Origin of the sequence: Falsiruegeria litorea R37, assembly GCF_900172225.1 — a bacterium.
Lineage (GTDB): Bacteria > Pseudomonadota > Alphaproteobacteria > Rhodobacterales > Rhodobacteraceae > Falsiruegeria > Falsiruegeria litorea.
In genome coordinates this window covers 1,547,156-1,565,878 of the sequence record NZ_FWFO01000001.1, presented here as the reverse complement: position 1 = coordinate 1,565,878, position 18,723 = coordinate 1,547,156, and the positions used below count along the sequence as shown (strand labels likewise).

20 protein-coding genes are annotated in these 18,723 nt (G+C 59.9%); 2 read left to right on the top strand and 18 right to left on the bottom strand.

What is annotated here, in order from left to right; translation table 11 throughout:
* The first annotated feature begins 31 nt into the window (after positions 1–31).
* Positions 32–1,429 carry a DEAD/DEAH box helicase gene (locus TRL7639_RS07730; protein ID WP_085795150.1) on the top strand — a complete coding sequence of 466 codons (1,398 nt, stop codon included), beginning with the start codon at positions 32–34 and terminating at the stop codon, positions 1,427–1,429.
* 174 nt (positions 1,430–1,603) lie between these two features.
* Positions 1,604–1,777 carry a hypothetical protein gene (locus TRL7639_RS23065; protein ID WP_165759778.1) on the top strand — a complete coding sequence of 58 codons (174 nt, stop codon included), beginning with the start codon at positions 1,604–1,606 and terminating at the stop codon, positions 1,775–1,777.
* Positions 1,778–1,861: 84 nt separating this feature from the next.
* Here the strand turns inward: TRL7639_RS23065 and TRL7639_RS07720 are convergent, their stop codons facing one another.
* From TRL7639_RS07720 to nuoF, 18 genes are all read right to left on the bottom strand, one after another.
* Positions 1,862–3,529: a ribonuclease J gene (locus TRL7639_RS07720; RefSeq protein ID WP_085795148.1), complete on the bottom strand. Its 1,668-nt coding sequence runs from the start codon at positions 3,527–3,529 to the stop codon at positions 1,862–1,864.
* A 2-nt stretch (positions 3,530–3,531) separates the two neighbouring features.
* On the bottom strand, positions 3,532–4,305 hold the full coding sequence (locus TRL7639_RS07715; RefSeq protein WP_085795147.1) for a type III pantothenate kinase: 774 nt from the start codon (positions 4,303–4,305) through the stop codon (positions 3,532–3,534).
* 14 nt (positions 4,306–4,319) lie between these two features.
* Positions 4,320–5,069 carry a biotin--[acetyl-CoA-carboxylase] ligase gene (locus tag TRL7639_RS07710; RefSeq protein ID WP_085795146.1) on the bottom strand — a complete coding sequence of 250 codons (750 nt, stop codon included), beginning with the start codon at positions 5,067–5,069 and terminating at the stop codon, positions 4,320–4,322.
* Between the two features lie 54 nt (positions 5,070–5,123).
* Positions 5,124–6,566, bottom strand: coding sequence for an NADH-quinone oxidoreductase subunit NuoN (nuoN, locus tag TRL7639_RS07705; RefSeq protein ID WP_085795145.1), 1,443 nt, complete (start codon positions 6,564–6,566; stop codon positions 5,124–5,126).
* A gap of 14 nt (positions 6,567–6,580) precedes the next feature.
* Positions 6,581–8,125 (bottom strand): NADH-quinone oxidoreductase subunit M, encoded by a 1,545-nt coding sequence (locus TRL7639_RS07700; RefSeq protein ID WP_085795144.1) that lies wholly within the window; start codon positions 8,123–8,125, stop codon positions 6,581–6,583.
* A complete protein-coding gene (gene nuoL, locus TRL7639_RS07695) occupies positions 8,125–10,260 on the bottom strand; it encodes an NADH-quinone oxidoreductase subunit L (protein ID WP_085795143.1) in 2,136 nt (711 codons plus the stop codon). The genes TRL7639_RS07700 and nuoL overlap by 1 nt, the downstream gene beginning before the upstream one ends.
* A gap of 6 nt (positions 10,261–10,266) precedes the next feature.
* Positions 10,267–10,572, bottom strand: a complete 306-nt coding sequence (nuoK, locus tag TRL7639_RS07690; protein ID WP_005624625.1) for an NADH-quinone oxidoreductase subunit NuoK — start codon at positions 10,570–10,572, stop codon at positions 10,267–10,269.
* A gap of 2 nt (positions 10,573–10,574) precedes the next feature.
* Positions 10,575–11,177: an NADH-quinone oxidoreductase subunit J gene (locus TRL7639_RS07685; protein WP_085795142.1), complete on the bottom strand. Its 603-nt coding sequence runs from the start codon at positions 11,175–11,177 to the stop codon at positions 10,575–10,577.
* Complete coding sequence (locus TRL7639_RS07680; protein WP_085795141.1) at positions 11,174–11,593, bottom strand: carboxymuconolactone decarboxylase family protein; 420 nt, start codon at positions 11,591–11,593, stop codon at positions 11,174–11,176. Before TRL7639_RS07680 ends, TRL7639_RS07685 begins: the two co-directional genes overlap by 4 nt.
* Positions 11,590–12,084: an NADH-quinone oxidoreductase subunit NuoI gene (nuoI, locus tag TRL7639_RS07675; RefSeq protein WP_085795140.1), complete on the bottom strand. Its 495-nt coding sequence runs from the start codon at positions 12,082–12,084 to the stop codon at positions 11,590–11,592. The genes TRL7639_RS07680 and nuoI overlap by 4 nt, the downstream gene beginning before the upstream one ends.
* 2 nt (positions 12,085–12,086) lie before the next feature.
* Positions 12,087–13,124 carry an NADH-quinone oxidoreductase subunit NuoH gene (nuoH, locus tag TRL7639_RS07670; RefSeq protein ID WP_085795139.1) on the bottom strand — a complete coding sequence of 346 codons (1,038 nt, stop codon included), beginning with the start codon at positions 13,122–13,124 and terminating at the stop codon, positions 12,087–12,089.
* A 6-nt stretch (positions 13,125–13,130) separates the two neighbouring features.
* Positions 13,131–13,517 (bottom strand): YNQ4 family lipoprotein, encoded by a 387-nt coding sequence (locus TRL7639_RS07665; protein WP_085795138.1) that lies wholly within the window; start codon positions 13,515–13,517, stop codon positions 13,131–13,133.
* Positions 13,514–15,547, bottom strand: coding sequence for an NADH-quinone oxidoreductase subunit NuoG (gene nuoG / locus TRL7639_RS07660; protein WP_085795137.1), 2,034 nt, complete (start codon positions 15,545–15,547; stop codon positions 13,514–13,516). The genes TRL7639_RS07665 and nuoG overlap by 4 nt, the downstream gene beginning before the upstream one ends.
* Positions 15,548–15,550: 3 nt before the next feature.
* The gene (locus TRL7639_RS07655) at positions 15,551–15,967 is read right to left on the bottom strand and encodes a DUF5333 domain-containing protein (RefSeq protein WP_085795136.1); all 417 of its coding nucleotides are present in this window, start codon (positions 15,965–15,967) and stop codon (positions 15,551–15,553) included.
* Between the two features lie 98 nt (positions 15,968–16,065).
* Positions 16,066–16,422, bottom strand: a complete 357-nt coding sequence (locus tag TRL7639_RS07650) for a hypothetical protein (protein WP_133057627.1) — start codon at positions 16,420–16,422, stop codon at positions 16,066–16,068.
* 70 nt (positions 16,423–16,492) lie between these two features.
* Positions 16,493–16,996, bottom strand: coding sequence for a DUF3291 domain-containing protein (locus TRL7639_RS07645; protein WP_085795134.1), 504 nt, complete (start codon positions 16,994–16,996; stop codon positions 16,493–16,495).
* Positions 16,993–17,409: an MAPEG family protein gene (locus tag TRL7639_RS07640; RefSeq protein WP_085795133.1), complete on the bottom strand. Its 417-nt coding sequence runs from the start codon at positions 17,407–17,409 to the stop codon at positions 16,993–16,995. Before TRL7639_RS07640 ends, TRL7639_RS07645 begins: the two co-directional genes overlap by 4 nt.
* An 11-nt stretch (positions 17,410–17,420) precedes the next feature.
* Complete coding sequence (gene nuoF / locus TRL7639_RS07635; RefSeq protein ID WP_085795132.1) at positions 17,421–18,716, bottom strand: NADH-quinone oxidoreductase subunit NuoF; 1,296 nt, start codon at positions 18,714–18,716, stop codon at positions 17,421–17,423.
* Between the last annotated feature and the right edge of the window lie 7 nt (positions 18,717–18,723).

The following is an 18,723-nucleotide window of genomic DNA, read 5'->3' as shown; positions in this document are numbered from 1 at the left end:
CCAAGAATGTGTCCGCAAACCGCGGAAACACATGACGAAATTTACCGACCTCAACCTGAATCCCAAGGTTCTCAAGGCTATTGCCGAGGCGGGGTACGAATCCCCCACTCCAATTCAGGCTGGTGCCATTCCCCCCGCTCTTGAAGGGCGCGATGTTCTGGGAATCGCCCAGACCGGCACTGGCAAAACCGCCAGCTTCACGCTGCCGATGATCACGCTTCTGGCCCGTGGCCGGGCGCGTGCGCGCATGCCCCGCAGCCTGGTGCTGTGTCCTACGCGCGAACTGGCCGCCCAGGTGGCCGAGAACTTTGACACTTACACCAAGCACATGAAGCTGACCAAAGCGCTGCTGATCGGAGGCGTCAGCTTCAAGGAGCAGGAAGCGATCATCGACAAGGGTGTCGATGTTCTGATCGCCACGCCGGGCCGTCTGCTGGACCACTTCGAACGTGGCAAGCTGATCCTGTCGGACGTCAAGGTCATGGTCGTGGACGAGGCTGACCGGATGCTCGACATGGGGTTCATCCCCGACATCGAACGCATCTTTGGTCTGACGCCGTTCACCCGCCAGACCCTGTTCTTCTCGGCCACCATGGCGCCCGAGATCGAGCGGATCACCAACACCTTCTTGTCTGCGCCCGAGCGGATCGAAGTGGCCCGCCAAGCCACCGCGTCCGAGACCATCGAACAGGGCGTCGTCATGTTCAAACCCTCGCGTCGCGACCGCGAGGGCAGCGAAAAACGCACGGTCCTGCGCGGGTTGATCGACCGCGAAGGCGACAAATGCACCAACGCCATCATCTTCTGCAACCGCAAGACGGATGTGGATATCTGCGCGAAATCGCTCAAGAAATATGGCTATGATGCCGCCGCAATCCACGGCGATCTGGATCAATCGCAGCGCACCAAGACCCTGGACGGGTTCCGCGAAGGATCGTTGCGCCTGCTGGTGGCCTCGGATGTTGCTGCCCGCGGTCTGGACGTTCCCAGCGTCAGCCATGTGATCAACTTCGACGTGCCTGGTCACCCCGAAGACTATGTTCACCGTATTGGCCGCACTGGCCGTGCCGGACGCGAAGGCAAGGCAATCACAATATGCGGCCCGCGAGATCAAAAAGCGTTGGATGCGGTTGAACAGCTGATCCAGAAGGAGATCCCGCGCCTCGAAAGCCCGGTGAAATCCAAACCTGTCGAGGCCAAGGACACCCCCAAGGACGAGGTCAAGGAACCGCGCGAGAAGAAGAGCGCAAGCAAGCCTCGCAGATCAGACAAAACCGACAGGCCAGAACGATCGGACAACAAACCGACTGAAAACAAACCACGTTCGCGTGGGCGGGATCGCAACGACCGTGGCAACAAGGTCGTGGGCATGGGCGATCACTTGCCCAGCTTCATCGCGCTTAGCTTTGCGGAACGCCGCGCCGGTTAAGGGTTAGAAAGACCACTTTAGAAAGCGCCCTCATGTACCGACATGTGGGCGCTTTTTGTATCCGGACCTCAGAGCTGTGCAACAGGAACATGACGGGTTTGCGCAAACATAAGATGTGCTTGGGCCATGTGAACCTTATGTGACGGGCTCAACATGATGATCCGAGATACGAAAATGAATACCAAAGACATGCACTTTCCGTGCGCCGCCGAAATCGAATCCATCCGCCTGCAAGCCGATATGGCCCGCAGCCGCGCGATGGCTGACGGCGTAGCCTTTGCGGTCAAGGCAATTTTCGCCCTGCCCCGCAAGATCAGCCTGCTTTTTGCGGGCAAACACCCGGCGTAAACGCCCAGCAACACCACCACTCACAAAAGAAAACCGCCCACCAGATCACTCTGGCGGGCGGTTTTTCTTTTTGCTCTCGTCGACTTAACGCATCCGACTGGTCACGACAGTGACCTCGGGCTTCTTGCCAATCTCGGCCTGTGCGGTCTGACGCACGATCCGACGCAGTGCCTCTTCGAGCTTGTCGTCGTCTTTCAGCGTCTTGGCACCAGCGCGCATCAGGAACTGGTTGAGATCCTCTTCCATCACATCCACCAGCGACGCCTTGGAGCTGCCCATATCCGGCAAACCCATGGTCTCGCACCAGGGTTCCCCCAGGGGCTCATCCTCTTCGTCCAGAATGACCGTGACCAGCACATGCCCATTGAGCGCCATGCGGATGCGGTCGCGGACCACGCCGTCCAGTGCGCCAACCATCACCGAGCCGTCCAGATAGCTGCGACCGGTTTCGACGTATTCGGCCACCGATGGCGCATTGCCCGACAGGTCCAGCATCATGCCGTTCACGGCCACAATACCAGGGCGGCCATGGCTTTCGGCCAGTTTGGCATGGGCGCGCAGGTGCCTGTGTTCACCGTGCATCGGGATCACCATCTGCGGGTCGATGATGCCATGCAGCGCTTCCAGATCGGGTCGGTTTGCGTGGCCTGACACGTGATAAAGGCCCGAGCTGTCATCAACCACATCCACGCCTTTTTCGCTGAACTGGTTGATGATCCGGATCACGCCTTTTTCGTTGCCCGGAATGGTCTTGGACGAGAACAAGAACAGATCGCCCTCTCTCACCTCAAGTCCGCGATACTTGCCACGCGCCAGCTGCGCGCTTGCTGCGCGACGCTCACCCTGGCTGCCCGTAACCAAAAGCATCAGATGATCCCGCGGTACATCGCGTGCCTCTTCGGCGCTGATCACCTTGGGGAAATCGGTCAGAACGCCGGTTTCAATCGCTGCCTCGATCATCCGCCGCATGGCCCGACCCAACAGCACAACCGAGCGCCCGGCCCGATCTGCCGCCTCTGCCAGCGTCTTTACCCGCGCCACGTTGCTGGCAAATGTCGTCGCCACCACCATGCCGCTGGCTTCGCTCACCAGGCGCACAATCTCGGGGCCCACCTCGGATTCCGAGCGACCCGGATGGGTCGAGAACACATTGGTGCTGTCACAGACCAGTGCACGTACACCCGGCTTGGCGATCTCGGCCCACATGTCGGGATCAAACGCTTCACCCACCACGGGGTTCGGGTCCAGTTTGAAATCACCGGTGTGCACGACACGGCCTGCGGGGCTGTCGATGACAAGGCCCGCGCTTTCCGGGATCGAGTGCGACATGGGCGCAAAGCCCACCGTGAACGGCCCCGCCTTGACCGTCTCGGGCCAAGTTGACGCCGTGCGCACCGCCTCGGGCGGATGGCCGTGCTCGTCCAGCTTGCGCCGCGCGATGTTGGCGGTAAAGGCGCGGGCATAGACCGGCGCGCCCAGTTTGGCATAGAAATGCGCCACACCGCCCACGTGATCCTCATGCGCGTGGGTGATAAAGATGGCGTCCAATCGGTCCGCGCGCTCCATCAGCCAAGCCATGTCGGGCATGATCAGATCCACGCCCGGCGTGGTGTCCATATCGGGAAAGGCAACGCCCAGATCGACCAGGATAAAGCGTTCCTTGTCCGCTGCTCCATAGCCGTACACATAGGCATTCATGCCAATTTCGCCCGCCCCACCGAGGGGCAGGTAAATCAATCTCTCGCTGCTCATTGTCAGCCATTTTCCTTGTTATAGCGATGAATCACGGTCAGCCCGTGCATCGTCAAATCTTCTTCCATGGCATCAAACAGATCAGCGTTTTGCTGAAACAGCGGGGCCAGCCCACCTGTCGCCACGATCTTCATTGGTCGGTCGCGCTCCTCGCGGATGCGCGTACAAATTTCTCGCACCAGCCCGACATAGCCCCAGAACACGCCGGATTGCATGCAGGCCACGGTGTTGGTGCCTACTACACGCTGTGGCTTGGCAATGTCCACATGTGGCAGCGCAGCAGCCGCCATATGCAGCGCTTCAAGGCTCAGGTTCACGCCCGGCGCAATTGCGCCGCCCACATAGGCGCCATCGTGATCCACCACGTCAAAGGTGGTCGCCGTACCGAAATCCACCACGATCAGATCGCCGCCATGACGATCAAAGGCCCCGGCCGAGTTCACCAGACGGTCTGGCCCCACCTGCGTGCCCTCATCGACGCGCGGTTGATGCGGCAACAGGCACTCGGGCTTGCCTACCACGATGGGGCGCGCACCAAAAAACCGATCTGCAAAGACGCGCAGGTTGAACACAACGCGCGGCACCGTCGACGAAATGATCACCTCGGTGATGTCCACATCCAGCCCATAGTGCTTCACCAGCGTCGAATACCAAGTGAAATAGGCGTCCGCCGTCCGCGAATGGTGGGTCGAGGTGCGCAGGGTGCACAGGAACTCGGTCCCGTCCCAGATCGAAAAGACGGTGTTGGTGTTGCCGCAGTCGATGGCCAAGAGCATGCTCTGTCCCTTTCTTAGAAATACACGTCAGCGGCGGGAATGCTAACGCGTCCTTTGGCGGTGTTTAGGACAAGGTTGCCGTCTGCGTCCACCGTTTCAAAGGTGCCCACGGTTTCGGACGTTGCGGTACGGGCGGTAATGACCTCTCCCAACTTGGCGGCGCGCGTCAACCAAGCGGTGCGGATCGGTTCAAACCCATAAGTCCGCAGTTGGGTCTCATATTTGTCGAACGAAAGCGCCAGTTCCAGCAGGAAGTCCTCGGGCTCTACCTTGAGCCCGGTTTCGCCGAGCAACGACACGGGCCGCGTGGCACGTTCTTCCAAAATGTCATCGGGCGGACCCGCGATCAGGTTCACGCCAATGCCAACTGCCAGATGGGTGACGCCGCCACCAATGCCCGCACTTTCCAACAGGATGCCAGCAATCTTGCCGCCGTTCAGCAGCACATCGTTGGGCCATTTCAGCGACAGACCGTCTGCGCGGCCCGTGACCGCCACAAAGGCATCAAAGAGTGCCAAGGCCGCCACAAAGCTGCGCAGCGCGGCCTGTTCGGGCGGCCCCTCAGGGCGCAGCACCAACGTGGACGAGAAGTTGCCACGCGGGTTTTTCCACACCCGGCCACGCCGTCCGCGGCCCGCGGTCTGGTGATAGGCCATGATCCATTCCGGCCCCGCCAGTGTTGGCGCGATCCGGGCCGCCTCGTTCAGGGTGCTGTCGATCTCTTCGAACACCCGGCGGCCATATCCGTGCGGCCAGGCCTTCATGACAAAAGGCCCGGTCGTGTGACCAGGCCCCTTTGTTCGTATCGCTGTGTCAGATCAGTTGACAAGTGTCGCCGCCGCAGCTGCTGCCGCGCCCTCAATTCCGAACTGATAGACAACACCGACCAGCATCAGCGCCGCCGATCCCATCAACGCCGCCCACAAGATGGGCGAGGAATGGGTGTCGAGCGCTTCTTCGGTCTCTTCCCCGAAGTACATGTAGAACACGATCCGAAGGTAGTAGAACGCACCAATGACCGAGGCCACGGCCGAGGCGATCACAAGCCCGGTCAGATCCGCCTGCACACCCGCCTGCCAGACGCCGTACTTGGCAAAGAAGCCCAGCATTGGCGGCACACCGGCCAGCGAGAACATCAGGATCAGCACCGCCAGGGCCTTACCTGGTTCACGGCGGCCGTACTGGCGCAGAGCTTCGATATCCGTCACGGGCTGGCCATCACGCTCCATCATCAGGATGAAGGCAAAAGTGCCCACGTTCATGGTCACATAGATCGCCAGGTACATCAGCATCGATTTGACGCCCAGTTCCGTGCCAGCGGCCAGACCGATCAGGGCATAGCCCATGTGCGCAATCGACGAAAACGCCATCAGACGCTTGATGTCCCGCTGCCCGATGGCCGCAATCGCACCCAGGAACATCGACAAAACCGACAGAAGCACAACCACTTGCTGCCAATCCTTGACCGCTGCACCAAAGGCGTCATGCATCAGGCGCGCGAACAGAGCCATCGCCGCAACCTTGGGTGCGGTGGCAAAGAAGGCGGTGATCGGCGTGGGCGAGCCCTCGTAGACATCCGGGGTCCACATGTGGAACGGCACGGCCGAAACCTTGAACGCCAGGCCCGAGATCAGGAAGATCAGACCAAACAGCAGGCCAACCGACAGTTCACCATGTTTGGCCGTCTGGATGATGCCCGAGAACAAGGTGGTGCCCGAAAAGCCGTAAACCAGCGAAGCACCGTAAAGCAGCAGGCCCGAGCTGAGCGCGCCAAGGACGAAATACTTCAGCCCCGCCTCGGTCGATTTGATGCTGTCACGACGCAGCGCCGCCACGACATAAAGCGCCAGCGATTGCAGCTCCAGCCCCATGTACAGCGCCATCAGGTCGCCAGCCGAGACCATCATCATCATGCCGACAGCGGCCAAAGCCACCAGCAGCGGGTATTCGAACCGCAGCAAACCGCGACGGTTCATATAATCCTGGCTCATCACCAGAACAGCAGCCGCGCTCAGCAGGATGGCCACTTTGGAGAAGCGGGCAAAGCCGTCGTCTACGAACATGCCGTTGAACGCCACGTTGGTGCCATTGCCGCTGGTTGCGATCCAGATGGCCAGCACGGCCATCAACCCGCTGGTCGTCCAGACCAACAGCGGGGCCATGCCGTCCTTGGTGGTGTAAACCGCCCCCAAGAGCGCCACCATGGCGTACACGGCCAGAACAATCTCTGGCAGGATTACGGTCAGATCAGCCTGGATCATGTCCCGGGGCCCCCTTAGTGCGTCTCGGCAACCTGGGTCGCGGCCTCTGCCGCGGCCAGGGCCGTGTCATAGTTCGAAATCAGCGCGGCAGTCGACGGGCCGATGATGTCTGTGACCAGCGAGGGGTAGACCCCCAGCAGGATGGTCATGACGATCAGCGGCGCAAAGACGGCACGCTCGCGCGAGCTCATATCGGTGATGGATTTCAGGCTCTCCTTGATCAGATCGCCAAAGACCACCCGACGATAGAGCCACAGCGCATAGCCAGCCGAGAAGATCACGCCGGATGTCGCCACAGCTGCCACCCAGGTGTTGACCTGGAAGATCCCCATCAGTGTCAGGAATTCACCAACGAAACCGGACGTGCCCGGCAGGCCCACGTTGGCCATGGTGAACAGCATGAACACCATCGCGTATGCCGGCATCCGGTTCACCAACCCGCCATAGGCGTCGATGTCACGGGTGTGCATCCGGTCATAGATCACACCCACACACAGGAACAGCGCCGCCGAGATGAAGCCGTGGCTGATCATCTGGAAAATCGCGCCATCCACGCCCTGCTGGTTCGCCGCAAAGATGCCCATGGTCACAAAACCCATGTGCGCGACCGACGAATAGGCGATCAGCTTTTTCATGTCTTCCTGCACCATCGCCACCAGCGAGGTGTAGACGATCGCAATCGCCGACATCCACAAAACCAGCGGCGTCAGAACCTCTGCCCCCACCGGGAACATCGGCAGGCTGAACCGCAGGAAGCCATAGCCGCCCATTTTCAACAGGATCGCCGCCAGAACGACCGAACCGGCTGTTGGCGCTTGAACGTGCGCATCCGGCAACCAGGTGTGCACTGGCCACATCGGCATCTTGACCGCGAACGAGGCAAAGAACGCCAGGAACATCAGCGTCTGCATGCCGCCCACGACATAGATCCCCAGCACACTGAAGCTCTCAGATGCGAACTGATGGCTCATCAGCGCTTCGATATCGGTGGTGCCTGCATCGACATACATCGCGACCATGGCCACCAGCATCAGCACCGAGCCAAGGAAGGTGTAGAGGAAGAACTTGAAGCTGGCATAGATGCGTTCCTTGCCGCCCCAGATGCCGATGATCAGGAACATCGGGATCAGGCCCGCCTCGAAGAACAGGTAGAACAGGATCAGGTCCAGCGCCATGAACACACCGAGCATCAGCGTTTCCAGCAGAAGGAAGGCGATCATGTATTCCTTGACCCGTGTTTCCACGTTCCAGCTGGCCAGGATGGTCAGCGGCATGATGAAGGTGGTCAGCAGGACAAACAGCACGCTGATGCCATCAACGCCCATCTTGTACTTCAGGCCCATGAACCATTCGGCCTCTTCCACGAACTGAAAGCCCGTGTTCGAGGGGTCAAAGCCCGTGTAAATGCCGATGGACACCAGGAAGGTCACGGTCGTTGCAAACAACGCCCCCCATTTGGCGTTGCGCTGTGCGGCTGCATCTTCGCCGCGCAGAAACACGGCCAGGATGAGCGCGGCAATCGCCGGGACAAAGGTGACGATGGAGAGGATGTTATCCATTAGTGTGCGCCTCCGCCGATCGACATCCAGGTGACCAGGGCGGCTAGCCCCAAAACCATCCAGAAGGCATAGGTAAAGATATAGCCCGACTGCGCCTTGCCTGCGAGGCGGGTGAAGAAGGGAACAACGCCCATGGCAATCCCGTTCAGGAAGCCGTCGATGGTGTTGCCGTCACCGCGTTTCCACAGGAACCGGCCAATCGCCAGGGCGGGTTTGACAAAAACCACGTCATAGAGCTCGTCAAAGTACCACTTGTTCTTGAGGAACCTGTAGAGCGGGGTGAAGTTTTCGACCATGCGGCCGGGCATCGCCGGGTTCCAGACATAGAACCACAGCGCCGTCAGCAGGCCCAGGATCATCGCGATGAAGGGCGAGACCTTGACCCATTTCGGTGCGGCATGCGCGTCATCCAGCACGGTGTTGTCCGGCGCCATGTAAAGCGCGCCCTCACCCGGCTCACCAGCAAAGACATAGTGATGCTCGCCCGAAGATGCGGCGCCATGTCCGTCATTTGCGTGGCCCGCGTCGTCACCGTGACCGTCCGACGATACAGTGTCCGAGCCGGACGCGCCGTGCGATGTGCCATGACCATCTGCTGCAGCCTCGGCCACCGGAATGCCATAGAACTTGGCAACCTGATCGGTGTGACCAAAAAACTGCCCATACCAGATCATGCCGGCAAACACCGCACCAGCGGACAGAACCCCAAGCGGCACCAGCATGGTCATCGGGCTTTCGTGCGCGTGTTCATGCGTATGTTTGTCGCCGCGTTCCTCGCCATAAAAAGTCAGCAAGATCAAACGCCAGCTGTAGAAGGACGTCATTGCTGCCGCGACAACCAGCAACCAAAAGCCATAAGACGACCCGCCCGCATAGGCGCTTTCGATGATAGCATCCTTGGACAGGAAGCCTGCGAAACCAAAGGTGGTCAACGGAATGCCAACCCCGGTGATCGCCAGAGTCCCGATCATCATCGCCGCAAAGGTATAGGGGATCTTCTTGCGCAGGTTGCCATAGTTCATCATGTCCTGCTCGTGGTGCATCGCGTGGATGACCGAACCGGCCCCAAGGAACAACAGTGCTTTGAAGAAGGCGTGCGTGAACAGATGGAACATCGCCGCCGAATACATGCCAACACCAGCGGCCACAAACATGTAACCCAGCTGAGAACACGTGGAATAAGCGATCACGCGTTTGATGTCGGTTTGAACCAGACCCACGGTGGCCGCAAAGAACGCGGTTGTTGCACCAAGCACGGTGATGAACCCGGTTGCACCCGGTGCGAATTCCATCAGCGGCGACATGCGGCACACCAGGAAGACACCGGCGGTCACCATGGTTGCGGCGTGGATCAGCGCCGACACAGGTGTCGGGCCCTCCATCGCGTCGGGCAACCAGGTGTGCAGGATCAGCTGCGCCGACTTACCCATGGCGCCAATGAAGAGCAGCACACAGACAACCTCGATCGCCGACCACTCACCCCACAGGAACGTCAGCTGCGTTTCAGCCAATGTGGGCGCGGCGGCAAAGATGTCGTCAAAGTTGATGCTGTCGACCAAGAAGAACAGCGCAAAGATGCCAAGCGCAAAGCCAAAGTCGCCCACGCGATTGACGATGAACGCTTTCATCGCGGCCGCATTGGCCGTGGGTTTGCGATAGTAGAAGCCGATCAGCAGGTAGGATGCGACGCCCACGCCTTCCCAGCCAAAGAACATCTGCACCAGGTTGTCGGCCGTCACCAGCATCAGCATGGCAAAGGTAAAGAACGACAGGTAGGCAAAGAAGCGCGGCTTATAGCTCTCACCTTCGCGCCACTGCGGATCGTGATCCATGTAGCCAAAGGAATAAAGGTGCACGAGCGCTGAAACGGTGGTGACGACGATCAGCATGATTGCCGTCATCCGATCCAGACGGATCGCCCAGTCGGTGCTGAGCGCGCCACTTTCGATCCAGCGCAGGATCTCGATCTGCTGGGTGACACCGTCAAAGGTGAAGAAGACGATCCAGCTGAGCAGGCAGCTTAGGAACAGCAGGCCCGTGGCAGTCCACATGGCGGCTTTTTCGCCCAGAAATCTCCAGCCGAACCCGCACAGGATCGCGCCGACCAGAGGGGCAAAGAGGATAGTGGTTTCCATAATCTCTTAACCCTTCATCACGTTGATGTCTTCGACGGCGATGGTGCCGCGGTTGCGGAAGAAGCAGACCAGAATGGCCAGACCAATCGCGGCCTCAGCTGCAGCAACGGTCAGTACGAAGAGGGTGAAGACCTGACCGACCAGATCACCAAGAAAACTGGAGAACGCCACAAGGTTGATGTTCACCGCGAGCAGCATCAACTCGATGCTCATCAGCAGAATGATCACGTTCTTGCGGTTCAGGAACAGACCAAAGATGCCGATGACGAACAGCGTCGCCGCGACGGTCAGATAATGTTCAAGTCCGATCATGGTTACAGCCCCTGCCCCGGTTTGACGTCCTTCAGCTCCATCGCGGTGGCCGGGTCGCGCATCATCTGGGCGACGATGTCCTGACGCTTGATGTCGGTCCGATGGCGCAGGGTCAACACGATGGCACCGATCATGGCGACCAGCAGGATCAGACCTGCCAGCTGGAACAGAAGGAAATATTGGTCGTAAAGAATGACGCCGAGCGCCTCGGTGTTGTGACGATCAGCAGGCACCGGCTGTGCCAGATGACCTGCAGCACCCGGAGCACTTTCCCATGCGCCAAACGCCATGACAAACTGCATCAGGATGACCAGGCCGATCAGCAAGGCCAGCGGCATATAGCGCGCCATCTCGGCCTTCAGCTCAGCAAAGTCCACGTCCAGCATCATCACCACAAACAGGAACAGAACCGCGACCGCGCCGACGTAGACGATGATCAGCAGCATGGCGACAAACTCTGCCCCCAGCAGAACAAACAGCCCCGCCGACGAGATGAACGACAAGATCAACCACAGCACCGAATGCACCGGCTGGCGGCTGATCACGGTGAACAGCCCCCCGGTGATCGCGCTGATCGCGAATAGGTAAAAGGCAAATACACTCATGTTTCGCTGTCCCCTTCTTCGCCCATGACCTCTTGCGCCAGCTCCAGCGCGCGGGTCATGGCCGGAATGCCGGCAAACACCGACATCTGTCCGATCGTTTCAACGATCTCTTGTTTCTTGGCGCCCGCCTCGACCGCATGGCGCACCGTCTGACGCACAGCTGAATCCGCCTGCGCGCCCTGACACGTCAGCCCCGCCAGTGTCAGCAAAAGGCGTGTCTTGGCATCCAGCCCGTCCTTGTTGACGGTGTTGCCAAACATCATCTCCATGACCTCTTTGGGCATGGTCGGCCACATGGCCTCGAACCCTTTGAAGGCGTCGGTGGGCGAGAAGTTCTCAAGCGCGGGGTTCATGGCCTTGGCCATGTCCTGCGCCTGCTTCATCATCATCTCAAACGGGTTTTTCGGGTCGGTCATCGGTAGGGCGCATCCATTTCCAGATTGCGGGCAATTTCGGCTTCCCACCGCTCGCCGTTCGCCAGCAGCTTGTCCTTGTCATAGAACAACTCTTCGCGGGTCTCAGTAGCGAATTCGAAATTCGGCCCCTCGACGATGGCGTCCACTGGGCAAGCTTCCTGGCAGAAGCCGCAGTAGATGCATTTGGTCATGTCGATGTCATAGCGCGTGGTGCGACGGCTGCCGTCTTCGCGGGGTTCGGCGTCGATGGTGATCGCCTGTGCCGGGCAGATCGCCTCGCACAGTTTGCAGGCGATGCAACGCTCTTCGCCATTTGGATAGCGGCGCAGTGCGTGTTCCCCCCGGAACCGCGGGGACAATGGCCCCTTTTCATGCGGGTAGTTGATCGTTGCCTTGGGGGCGAAGAAATACTTCAGCCCCAATTTCATGCCGACCCAGAAATCCTGTAGCAGGAAATATTTGGCGGCGCGGGTATAGTCGATGTTTGCCATGATCAGCCCCCTACGCTCCAGCGGGCGAATGCCCCCCAGAACCAGTCGAATTTTGCAGCAAAGGCCACGAAGACCACCCATGCCAGCGAGAACGGCAGGAACACTTTCCACCCCAGGCGCATCAGCTGGTCATAGCGGTAGCGCGGCGTGATCGCCTTGACCATCGCAAACAGGAAGAAGAAGAACGCCATCTTGGCGACCATCCAAAGCACGCCGTCCGGCAGACCCGGGATCGGCGACAGCCAACCGCCAAAGAACAGCAGCGTGGTCAGCGCGCACATCAGGAAGATGGCGATGTATTCACCAGCCATGAACAGCAGGAAGGGTGTGGCCGAATATTCCACCTGATAACCGGCCACCAGCTCCGATTCCGCTTCGGGAAGGTCGAATGGGGGTCGGTTGGTTTCAGCCAGGGCCGAGATGAAGAACAGGAAGACCATCGGGAAATGCGGCAGCCAGTACCAGTTGAACAGACCCAGATTGCCGTCCTGCGCGCGCACGATGTCACCAAAGTTCATCGACCCGGTCGACAGGATCACACCGATGATGATGAGGCCGATCGATACCTCGTACGAGATCATCTGCGCGGCTGACCGCAGCGATCCCAGGAATGGGTATTTCGAGTTCGAGGCCCAACCGCCCATGATCACGCCATAAACCTCGAGCGAGGAGACGGCGAAGACATAGAGGATCGCGACGTTGATGTCGGACAGAACCCAGCCATCGTTGAACGGGATCACCGCCCAGGCGATCATCGCCAGAACAAACGAGGTCAGCGGCGCCAGGATGAACACGGTGCGGTCGGCGCCCGCAGGGATCACCACCTCTTTGACCACATATTTCAGCGCGTCCGCCACCGATTGCAGCAGGCCATAGACGCCCACGACGTTGGGGCCCCGACGCATCTGAACCGCGGCCCAGATCTTGCGGTCGCCGTAAACCAGAAAGAGCAGCGAGATCATCACAAAGGCAACAACTGCAAGCACTTGCGCCAGGATGATCACGGCGATGCCGCCTGGGGTGTTAAAGAATTCAGCCATAGGTCCTCACACCGTGGGTATTCCGTTTTCCGCGCAATTGGCGACCACGACTTCGGCGTCGATGGTATCCAACCCACGGGGTAATGATGACGAGATGGTGTAAACAGCATCCGCCGACCACACGCCACCTTTTTCATTCATGTTTGTGCGCAAATGCCGCGCAAATCCGTAGCCACGGATCAGCGCATATTGCGCCGCCGCACATTCGGCATAGGCGTCCACATCCCGTTCGTTGCGGGCGCCTGTCATTGTCACATCAAATTGCACCAGATCCCCGTCCAAGAGCGAGGTTTCCACGCCCTGATAGTCAGGCGAGAACCGCGTAACGGTATCGCTGGCTTGCTGGTCACAAGCCGCCAATGCGATCAGGGATATGAGTGCGATCCGGATCATTCTGCTGCAATCTGCTCCGACGCGCGAGCCTTGGCCCCTGCTGACAGTTCAGCCATCAGCTGGGATGCGCGGGCAATCGGGTTGGTCAGGTAGAAATCCTTGACCGCAGTGCGGAACGTCGCCTTGCCAAGTGGGCCTGCCTCAATCGCCTGCACCTCGTTTTCGGCAACTTCGTCGATCCGGGCCAGATGCGGCACGGCTGCAACCAGCGCCTGACGCAATTGTGCCAGGCTGTCGTACGGCAGGGCTTCACCGGTTTCCGCGCTCAAAGCACGCAGGATGGCCCAGTTTTCCTTGGCCTCACCCGGTGCAAACCCGGCGCGCAGGGCCAGCTGCGGGCGGCCTTCGGTGTTCACGAACAGCCCGTTTTCCTCGGTATAGGCGGCACCCGGCAGGATCACATCTGCACGGTGTGCGCCACGGTCGCCATGGCTGCCTTGATAGATGACAAAGGCACCCCCATCTTCTTTGGCTCCGATCTCGACCTCGTCGGCACCCAGGTTATAGATCACGTCTGCTTCACTGACCGCATCCATACCGCGTTCGTTGGTGGCGTCCACATCCATCGCGCCAACACGCGCGGCTGCGGTGTGCAGGATCAACAACCCGCTGTCGGTGTTGGCCGCAACAGCCTGGGCCGCTGCCAGAACTGCGGCGCCGTCGGCCTCTTGCAGGGCGCCCTGCCCTACGATCACCAGCGAGCGCTTGCTCTTGATCTCGTCGTCTCCGCCCATGTCGACAACCTTTTGCAGCGCGGCGCGGTCGTCACCCATGTGGGCATAGTCATAGGTCAGATCGACCGCCTGACCGACCAGTGCGACCTCCGCCCCGTTGATCCAGGCTTTGCGAATACGCGCGTTCAGCACCGGCGCCTCGTTACGTGGGTCGGTACCGATCAGCAGGATGCGTTCGGCGCTGTCGATATCCTCAATCGCGGCGGTCCCGGCATAAGCACCACGGTTGCCCGTTGGCAGCTTTGCACCGTCGGTACGGCATTCGACGACACCGCCTTTGCCCTCGACCAGTTGCTTCAGCGCAAATGACGCCTCGACCGAAGCTAGATCACCAACCAGACCAGCCAGTTTCTCGGCCCCGTTGATCGCTTGTGCCGCAGCGGCCAAAGCCTCGGGCCAGCTTGCGGGCTTCAGTTTGCCATCGACGCGCACATAAGGCCGGTCCAGACGCTGGCGGCGCAGGCCGTCCCAGACAAAGCGGGTCTTGTCGCTGATCCATTCCTCGTTCACGCCGTCATGGTTGCGCGGCAGGAACCGCATCACTTCACGCCCCTTTGTGTCGACGCGGATGTTCGAACCAAGGGCGTCCATCACATCGATGCTTTCGGTTTTGGTCAGCTCCCACGGGCGCGCGGTAAAGGCGTATGGTTTCGACGTGAGCGCCCCGACCGGGCACAGATCGATGATGTTGCCCTGCAGGTTCGACACCAGCGTTTCGTTCAGATAGCTGGTGATCTCGGCATCTTCGCCGCGACCGGTCTGGCCCATCTGGGTGATGCCCGCGACCTCGGTCGTGAAGCGCACGCAGCGGGTGCAGCTGATGCAGCGGGTCATCGCGGTGGACACCAGCGGACCCAGATCCAGATCGTCGACCGCGCGCTTGGCTTCCTTGAAGCGGGTTGCCGAAATGCCATAGGCCATCGCCTGATCCTGCAGGTCGCATTCGCCACCCTGGTCGCAGATCGGGCAGTCCAACGGGTGGTTGATGAGCATGAACTCCATCACCCCTTCGCGGGCCTTCTTGACCATGGGCGAGTTGGTCTTGACGACCGGCGCCTGACCTTCGGGGCCGGGGCGCAAATCGCGCACCTGCATCGCGCAGGATGCCGCAGGCTTGGGCGGGCCGCCCACAACCTCGACCAGGCACATGCGGCAGTTGCCCGCGATGGACAGACGCTCGTGATAACAGAAACGCGGCACCTCGACCCCGGCCTGCTCACAGGCCTGGATCAGGGTCATCGCGCCGTCCACTTCGAGCTCTTGCCCATCGATATTGATCTTGCGGAGGTCAGACATGGTCTATTTCGCCCTCAAATACACGCCGATCGCGCTGTTTTTATTGATCTCTGCGCGGCCAAGCGCACAGAAGGTTTCGGGTTGTCCGTATTTCGCACCGTTGGCGGCCAGATAGCTCTCGCCCTTGGCGCGCATACGGTCCTTTTCGGTGTCGGATTCCACATAGGCCCGGATTTCATCATCCGAATAGCCCAGTTTATTGGCCTTGGACCGCAGCCCCCACATGACACCGATCGCCTTCATCCGACGGCCACTGATGCCATCGCAAACCTCGGCGATCTCGTTGGCGATGGCGATGTAGTAGAGCTCGTTGTCGATCTCGCTCACCTCGCGCAGAGGCGGCTTGGCCTGGGCCGCAGCGGGGATCGTGACAGGCAGAGCAACCAGGGTCGCAAAAACGGCATACTTGATAACGGACATGGCATTCCCTTTCGTTTTGTATGATCCAAAACGACCCCCATCCGGGTTGCTATTCAATAACAGCCCCATTGATGAGCAAGGATATGCCAATGCGCGGATCATGGGCGGCCACAGGTCCCGCGGAAGGTCAGCGCACCATCAACCAGTTGCAGCTGCGCCGGATCGGCATCCGGACCAACCACCCAATCGACTTTTGAAGTGCCGTAGTTTTCGATGCAATAGCGATACGCCCGGTCGCGACCAGCCTTGCGAGCCGAGTCCAACGAGATGGCAGCGCCTTCGACGCGAACATAGAAGTCAGCCAACGTCACCTTCTTGTCGATGGGTTTTGCATCGGTGCGGAATTCGATGCCGTCATAGGTGATCAGGTTGACCGCGTTTTTCTTGCGGTTGCACCCGGCAACAGCAACGGCTGCGCACAGAACCCCAAGCAGGGCAAGACGGGTGGTCTTCATGTCAATGTCCTCCTGTTGCTGTGCCCAGGTCACTGGGTTGGCTGTTGAATTTTGGTTTCTTCATCTGCTCTTACTCCGCCGCCACATGGGTGCAGCCGTGGGTTTTCCACATGTTGGCGTCGCTCAAGGCGGACCAGTCAAAGGCATGCTCGGTTGCACCATGCGCGCGCAGGTGCTCGAGCCGCTCTGTCGCTTCGTCCAACGTCGGCTCATGCCCCTCGGGCATCCACCACATGACGAAATGCATAGCGCCCAGAACCTCGAACCATTCCTGGCGGCGCTCATAGAATTGCTTGTGGATCGTGCCCCAGACGAATTTTTCCAGGCTCGGCGCATCCTTCCAAACCGTCAGGTTGGCCACAAATTGCGGGTCGTCGCCGATGCTGTTTTCGGTGTTTCCGGTACCGGGCTCGCCCGAGCCTTCCATCATCCAGACAAAACCGGGCATGCGTTTGCCCAGACCGTTCACACGGTCCAGGTTTGCCATGAACTCGGCCACACGCGGATCATCCGTCGGTGCCAAAAGGCGGCCGACGTTCAGCTCGGCCAGGTGATATCCGTCAGGTTGTTTCAAAACACTGCCACCAATGCCATGATCCCAAGGGCCACCAGGCAAGCCCACCCCAACACGTAGAAAACCGAACGCGGGCCATTATTCGCCTGCCCAATTCCGCGCAGATGGACCACCAACATCATCAGGCGCGAGACCAAAACAACCGATGCCAAAAGGTTGACCCAGAACGGGCTTGCCCCTGCCAGCATCGCCGCGACGGTCACGGTGACAAACGCAGGCAGGGTTTCGGTGCCATTCAGATATGCCCGGTTCAGACGATAGGCCTTGTCCGCATAGTCCTGCTCGGGCGTGGCACCTGGTGCCAGCCCCTTGCCCGCCTTGGCAAGCGCCGAAAACGGCGAGAGCGCCAGCACGACCAGCGTGAACAGCACCAACGACGCAATCGCGTGGGAATATTCTGCAAAACCTTCCATCGTCTCCTCCTTTACTCGGCTGCCATCGCCCCCATGCGTCCGGTGCGCTTGGCCTTGATCCGGTCCTCGATCTCCTCACGGAAGTTCTTGATCAGCCCTTGGATCGGCCAGGCCGCTGCATCGCCAAGGGCACAGATGGTGTGGCCTTCGACCTGTTTGGTCACGCTCAGCAGCATGTCAATCTCTTCAACCTCGGCCTCACCTTTGACCAGACGATCCATCACCCGCATCATCCAGCCGGTGCCTTCGCGGCAAGGCGTACACTGACCACAGCTTTCGTGTTTGTAGAACTTGGACAGCCGCCAGATCGCCTTGATGATGTCGGTCTGCTTGTCCATCACGATGACTGCGGCGGTACCCAGAGACGAGCCCTTTTCCTTGAGCGCGTCGAAATCCATGATCGCATCGCGCATATTCTCGCCAGTGACACAAGGCACGGACGAGCCACCGGGGATCACGGCCTTGAGGTTGTCCCAACCGCCGCGAATGCCGCCGCAGTGCTTGTCGATCAGTTCCTCGAAGGAAATCGACATCGCCTCTTCAACGACACATGGGTTGTTGACGTGACCCGAGATGCCAAAGAGCTTTGTGCCCGCATTGTTAGGACGCCCGAAGGAGCTGAACCAATCCGCGCCACGGCGCAGGATCGTGGGCACGACGGCAATGGATTCCACGTTGTTCACGGTGGTCGGGCAGCCGTACAGACCCGCGCCCGCCGGGAACGGCGGTTTCATGCGGGGCATGCCCTTCTTGCCCTCAAGGCTTTCGATCAGCGCTGTTTCTTCGCCGCAGATATAAGCACCCGCTCCGTGGTGCAGGAACAGATCAAAGTCCCAGCCCGAGCCAGCGGCGTTCTTGCCCAGAAGGCCCGCGTCGTACGCCTCATCAATCGCGGCCTGCAGCGCCTCGCGCTCGCGGATGTATTCGCCGCGAATGTAGATATAGCAGGCGTGCGCGTTCATGGCGAAGGATGCGATCAGGCAGCCTTCGATCAGGGTGTGCGGATCATGGCGCATGATCTCGCGGTCTTTACATGTACCGGGCTCGGATTCATCTGCGTTCACAACCAGATAGGCCGGGCGACCGTCGCTTTCCTTGGGCATGAAGGACCATTTCAAACCCGTAGGAAAGCCCGCGCCGCCGCGTCCGCGCAGGCCCGAGTCCTTCATCTGTTGCACGATCCAGTCGCGCCCCTTTTGGATGATTCCGGCTGTGCCATCCCAATGGCCACGCATCTGCGCGCCCTTGAGCGTACGGTCGTGCATCCCGTAGAGGTTGGTAAAGATCCGGTCCTGATCCTTCAGCATCGCGTGC

Coding starts and splice junctions, on each gene's coding strand:
- TRL7639_RS07730 (WP_085795150.1), top strand. CDS start 32: ATGACGAAATTTACCGACCTCAACCTGAATCCCAAGGTTCTCAAGGCT.
- TRL7639_RS23065 (WP_165759778.1), top strand. CDS start 1,604: ATGAATACCAAAGACATGCACTTTCCGTGCGCCGCCGAAATCGAATCC.
- TRL7639_RS07720 (WP_085795148.1), bottom strand. CDS start 3,529: ATGAGCAGCGAGAGATTGATTTACCTGCCCCTCGGTGGGGCGGGCGAA.
- TRL7639_RS07715 (WP_085795147.1), bottom strand. CDS start 4,305: ATGCTCTTGGCCATCGACTGCGGCAACACCAACACCGTCTTTTCGATC.
- TRL7639_RS07710 (WP_085795146.1), bottom strand. CDS start 5,069: ATGAAGGCCTGGCCGCACGGATATGGCCGCCGGGTGTTCGAAGAGATC.
- nuoN (WP_085795145.1), bottom strand. CDS start 6,566: ATGATCCAGGCTGATCTGACCGTAATCCTGCCAGAGATTGTTCTGGCC.
- TRL7639_RS07700 (WP_085795144.1), bottom strand. CDS start 8,125: ATGGATAACATCCTCTCCATCGTCACCTTTGTCCCGGCGATTGCCGCG.
- nuoL (WP_085795143.1), bottom strand. CDS start 10,260: ATGGAAACCACTATCCTCTTTGCCCCTCTGGTCGGCGCGATCCTGTGC.
- nuoK (WP_005624625.1), bottom strand. CDS start 10,572: ATGATCGGACTTGAACATTATCTGACCGTCGCGGCGACGCTGTTCGTC.
- TRL7639_RS07685 (WP_085795142.1), bottom strand. CDS start 11,177: ATGAGTGTATTTGCCTTTTACCTATTCGCGATCAGCGCGATCACCGGG.
- TRL7639_RS07680 (WP_085795141.1), bottom strand. CDS start 11,593: ATGACCGACCCGAAAAACCCGTTTGAGATGATGATGAAGCAGGCGCAG.
- nuoI (WP_085795140.1), bottom strand. CDS start 12,084: ATGGCAAACATCGACTATACCCGCGCCGCCAAATATTTCCTGCTACAG.
- nuoH (WP_085795139.1), bottom strand. CDS start 13,124: ATGGCTGAATTCTTTAACACCCCAGGCGGCATCGCCGTGATCATCCTG.
- TRL7639_RS07665 (WP_085795138.1), bottom strand. CDS start 13,517: ATGATCCGGATCGCACTCATATCCCTGATCGCATTGGCGGCTTGTGAC.
- nuoG (WP_085795137.1), bottom strand. CDS start 15,547: ATGTCTGACCTCCGCAAGATCAATATCGATGGGCAAGAGCTCGAAGTG.
- TRL7639_RS07655 (WP_085795136.1), bottom strand. CDS start 15,967: ATGTCCGTTATCAAGTATGCCGTTTTTGCGACCCTGGTTGCTCTGCCT.
- TRL7639_RS07650 (WP_133057627.1), bottom strand. CDS start 16,422: ATGAAGACCACCCGTCTTGCCCTGCTTGGGGTTCTGTGCGCAGCCGTT.
- TRL7639_RS07640 (WP_085795133.1), bottom strand. CDS start 17,409: ATGGAAGGTTTTGCAGAATATTCCCACGCGATTGCGTCGTTGGTGCTG.
- nuoF (WP_085795132.1), bottom strand. CDS start 18,716: ATGCTGAAGGATCAGGACCGGATCTTTACCAACCTCTACGGGATGCAC.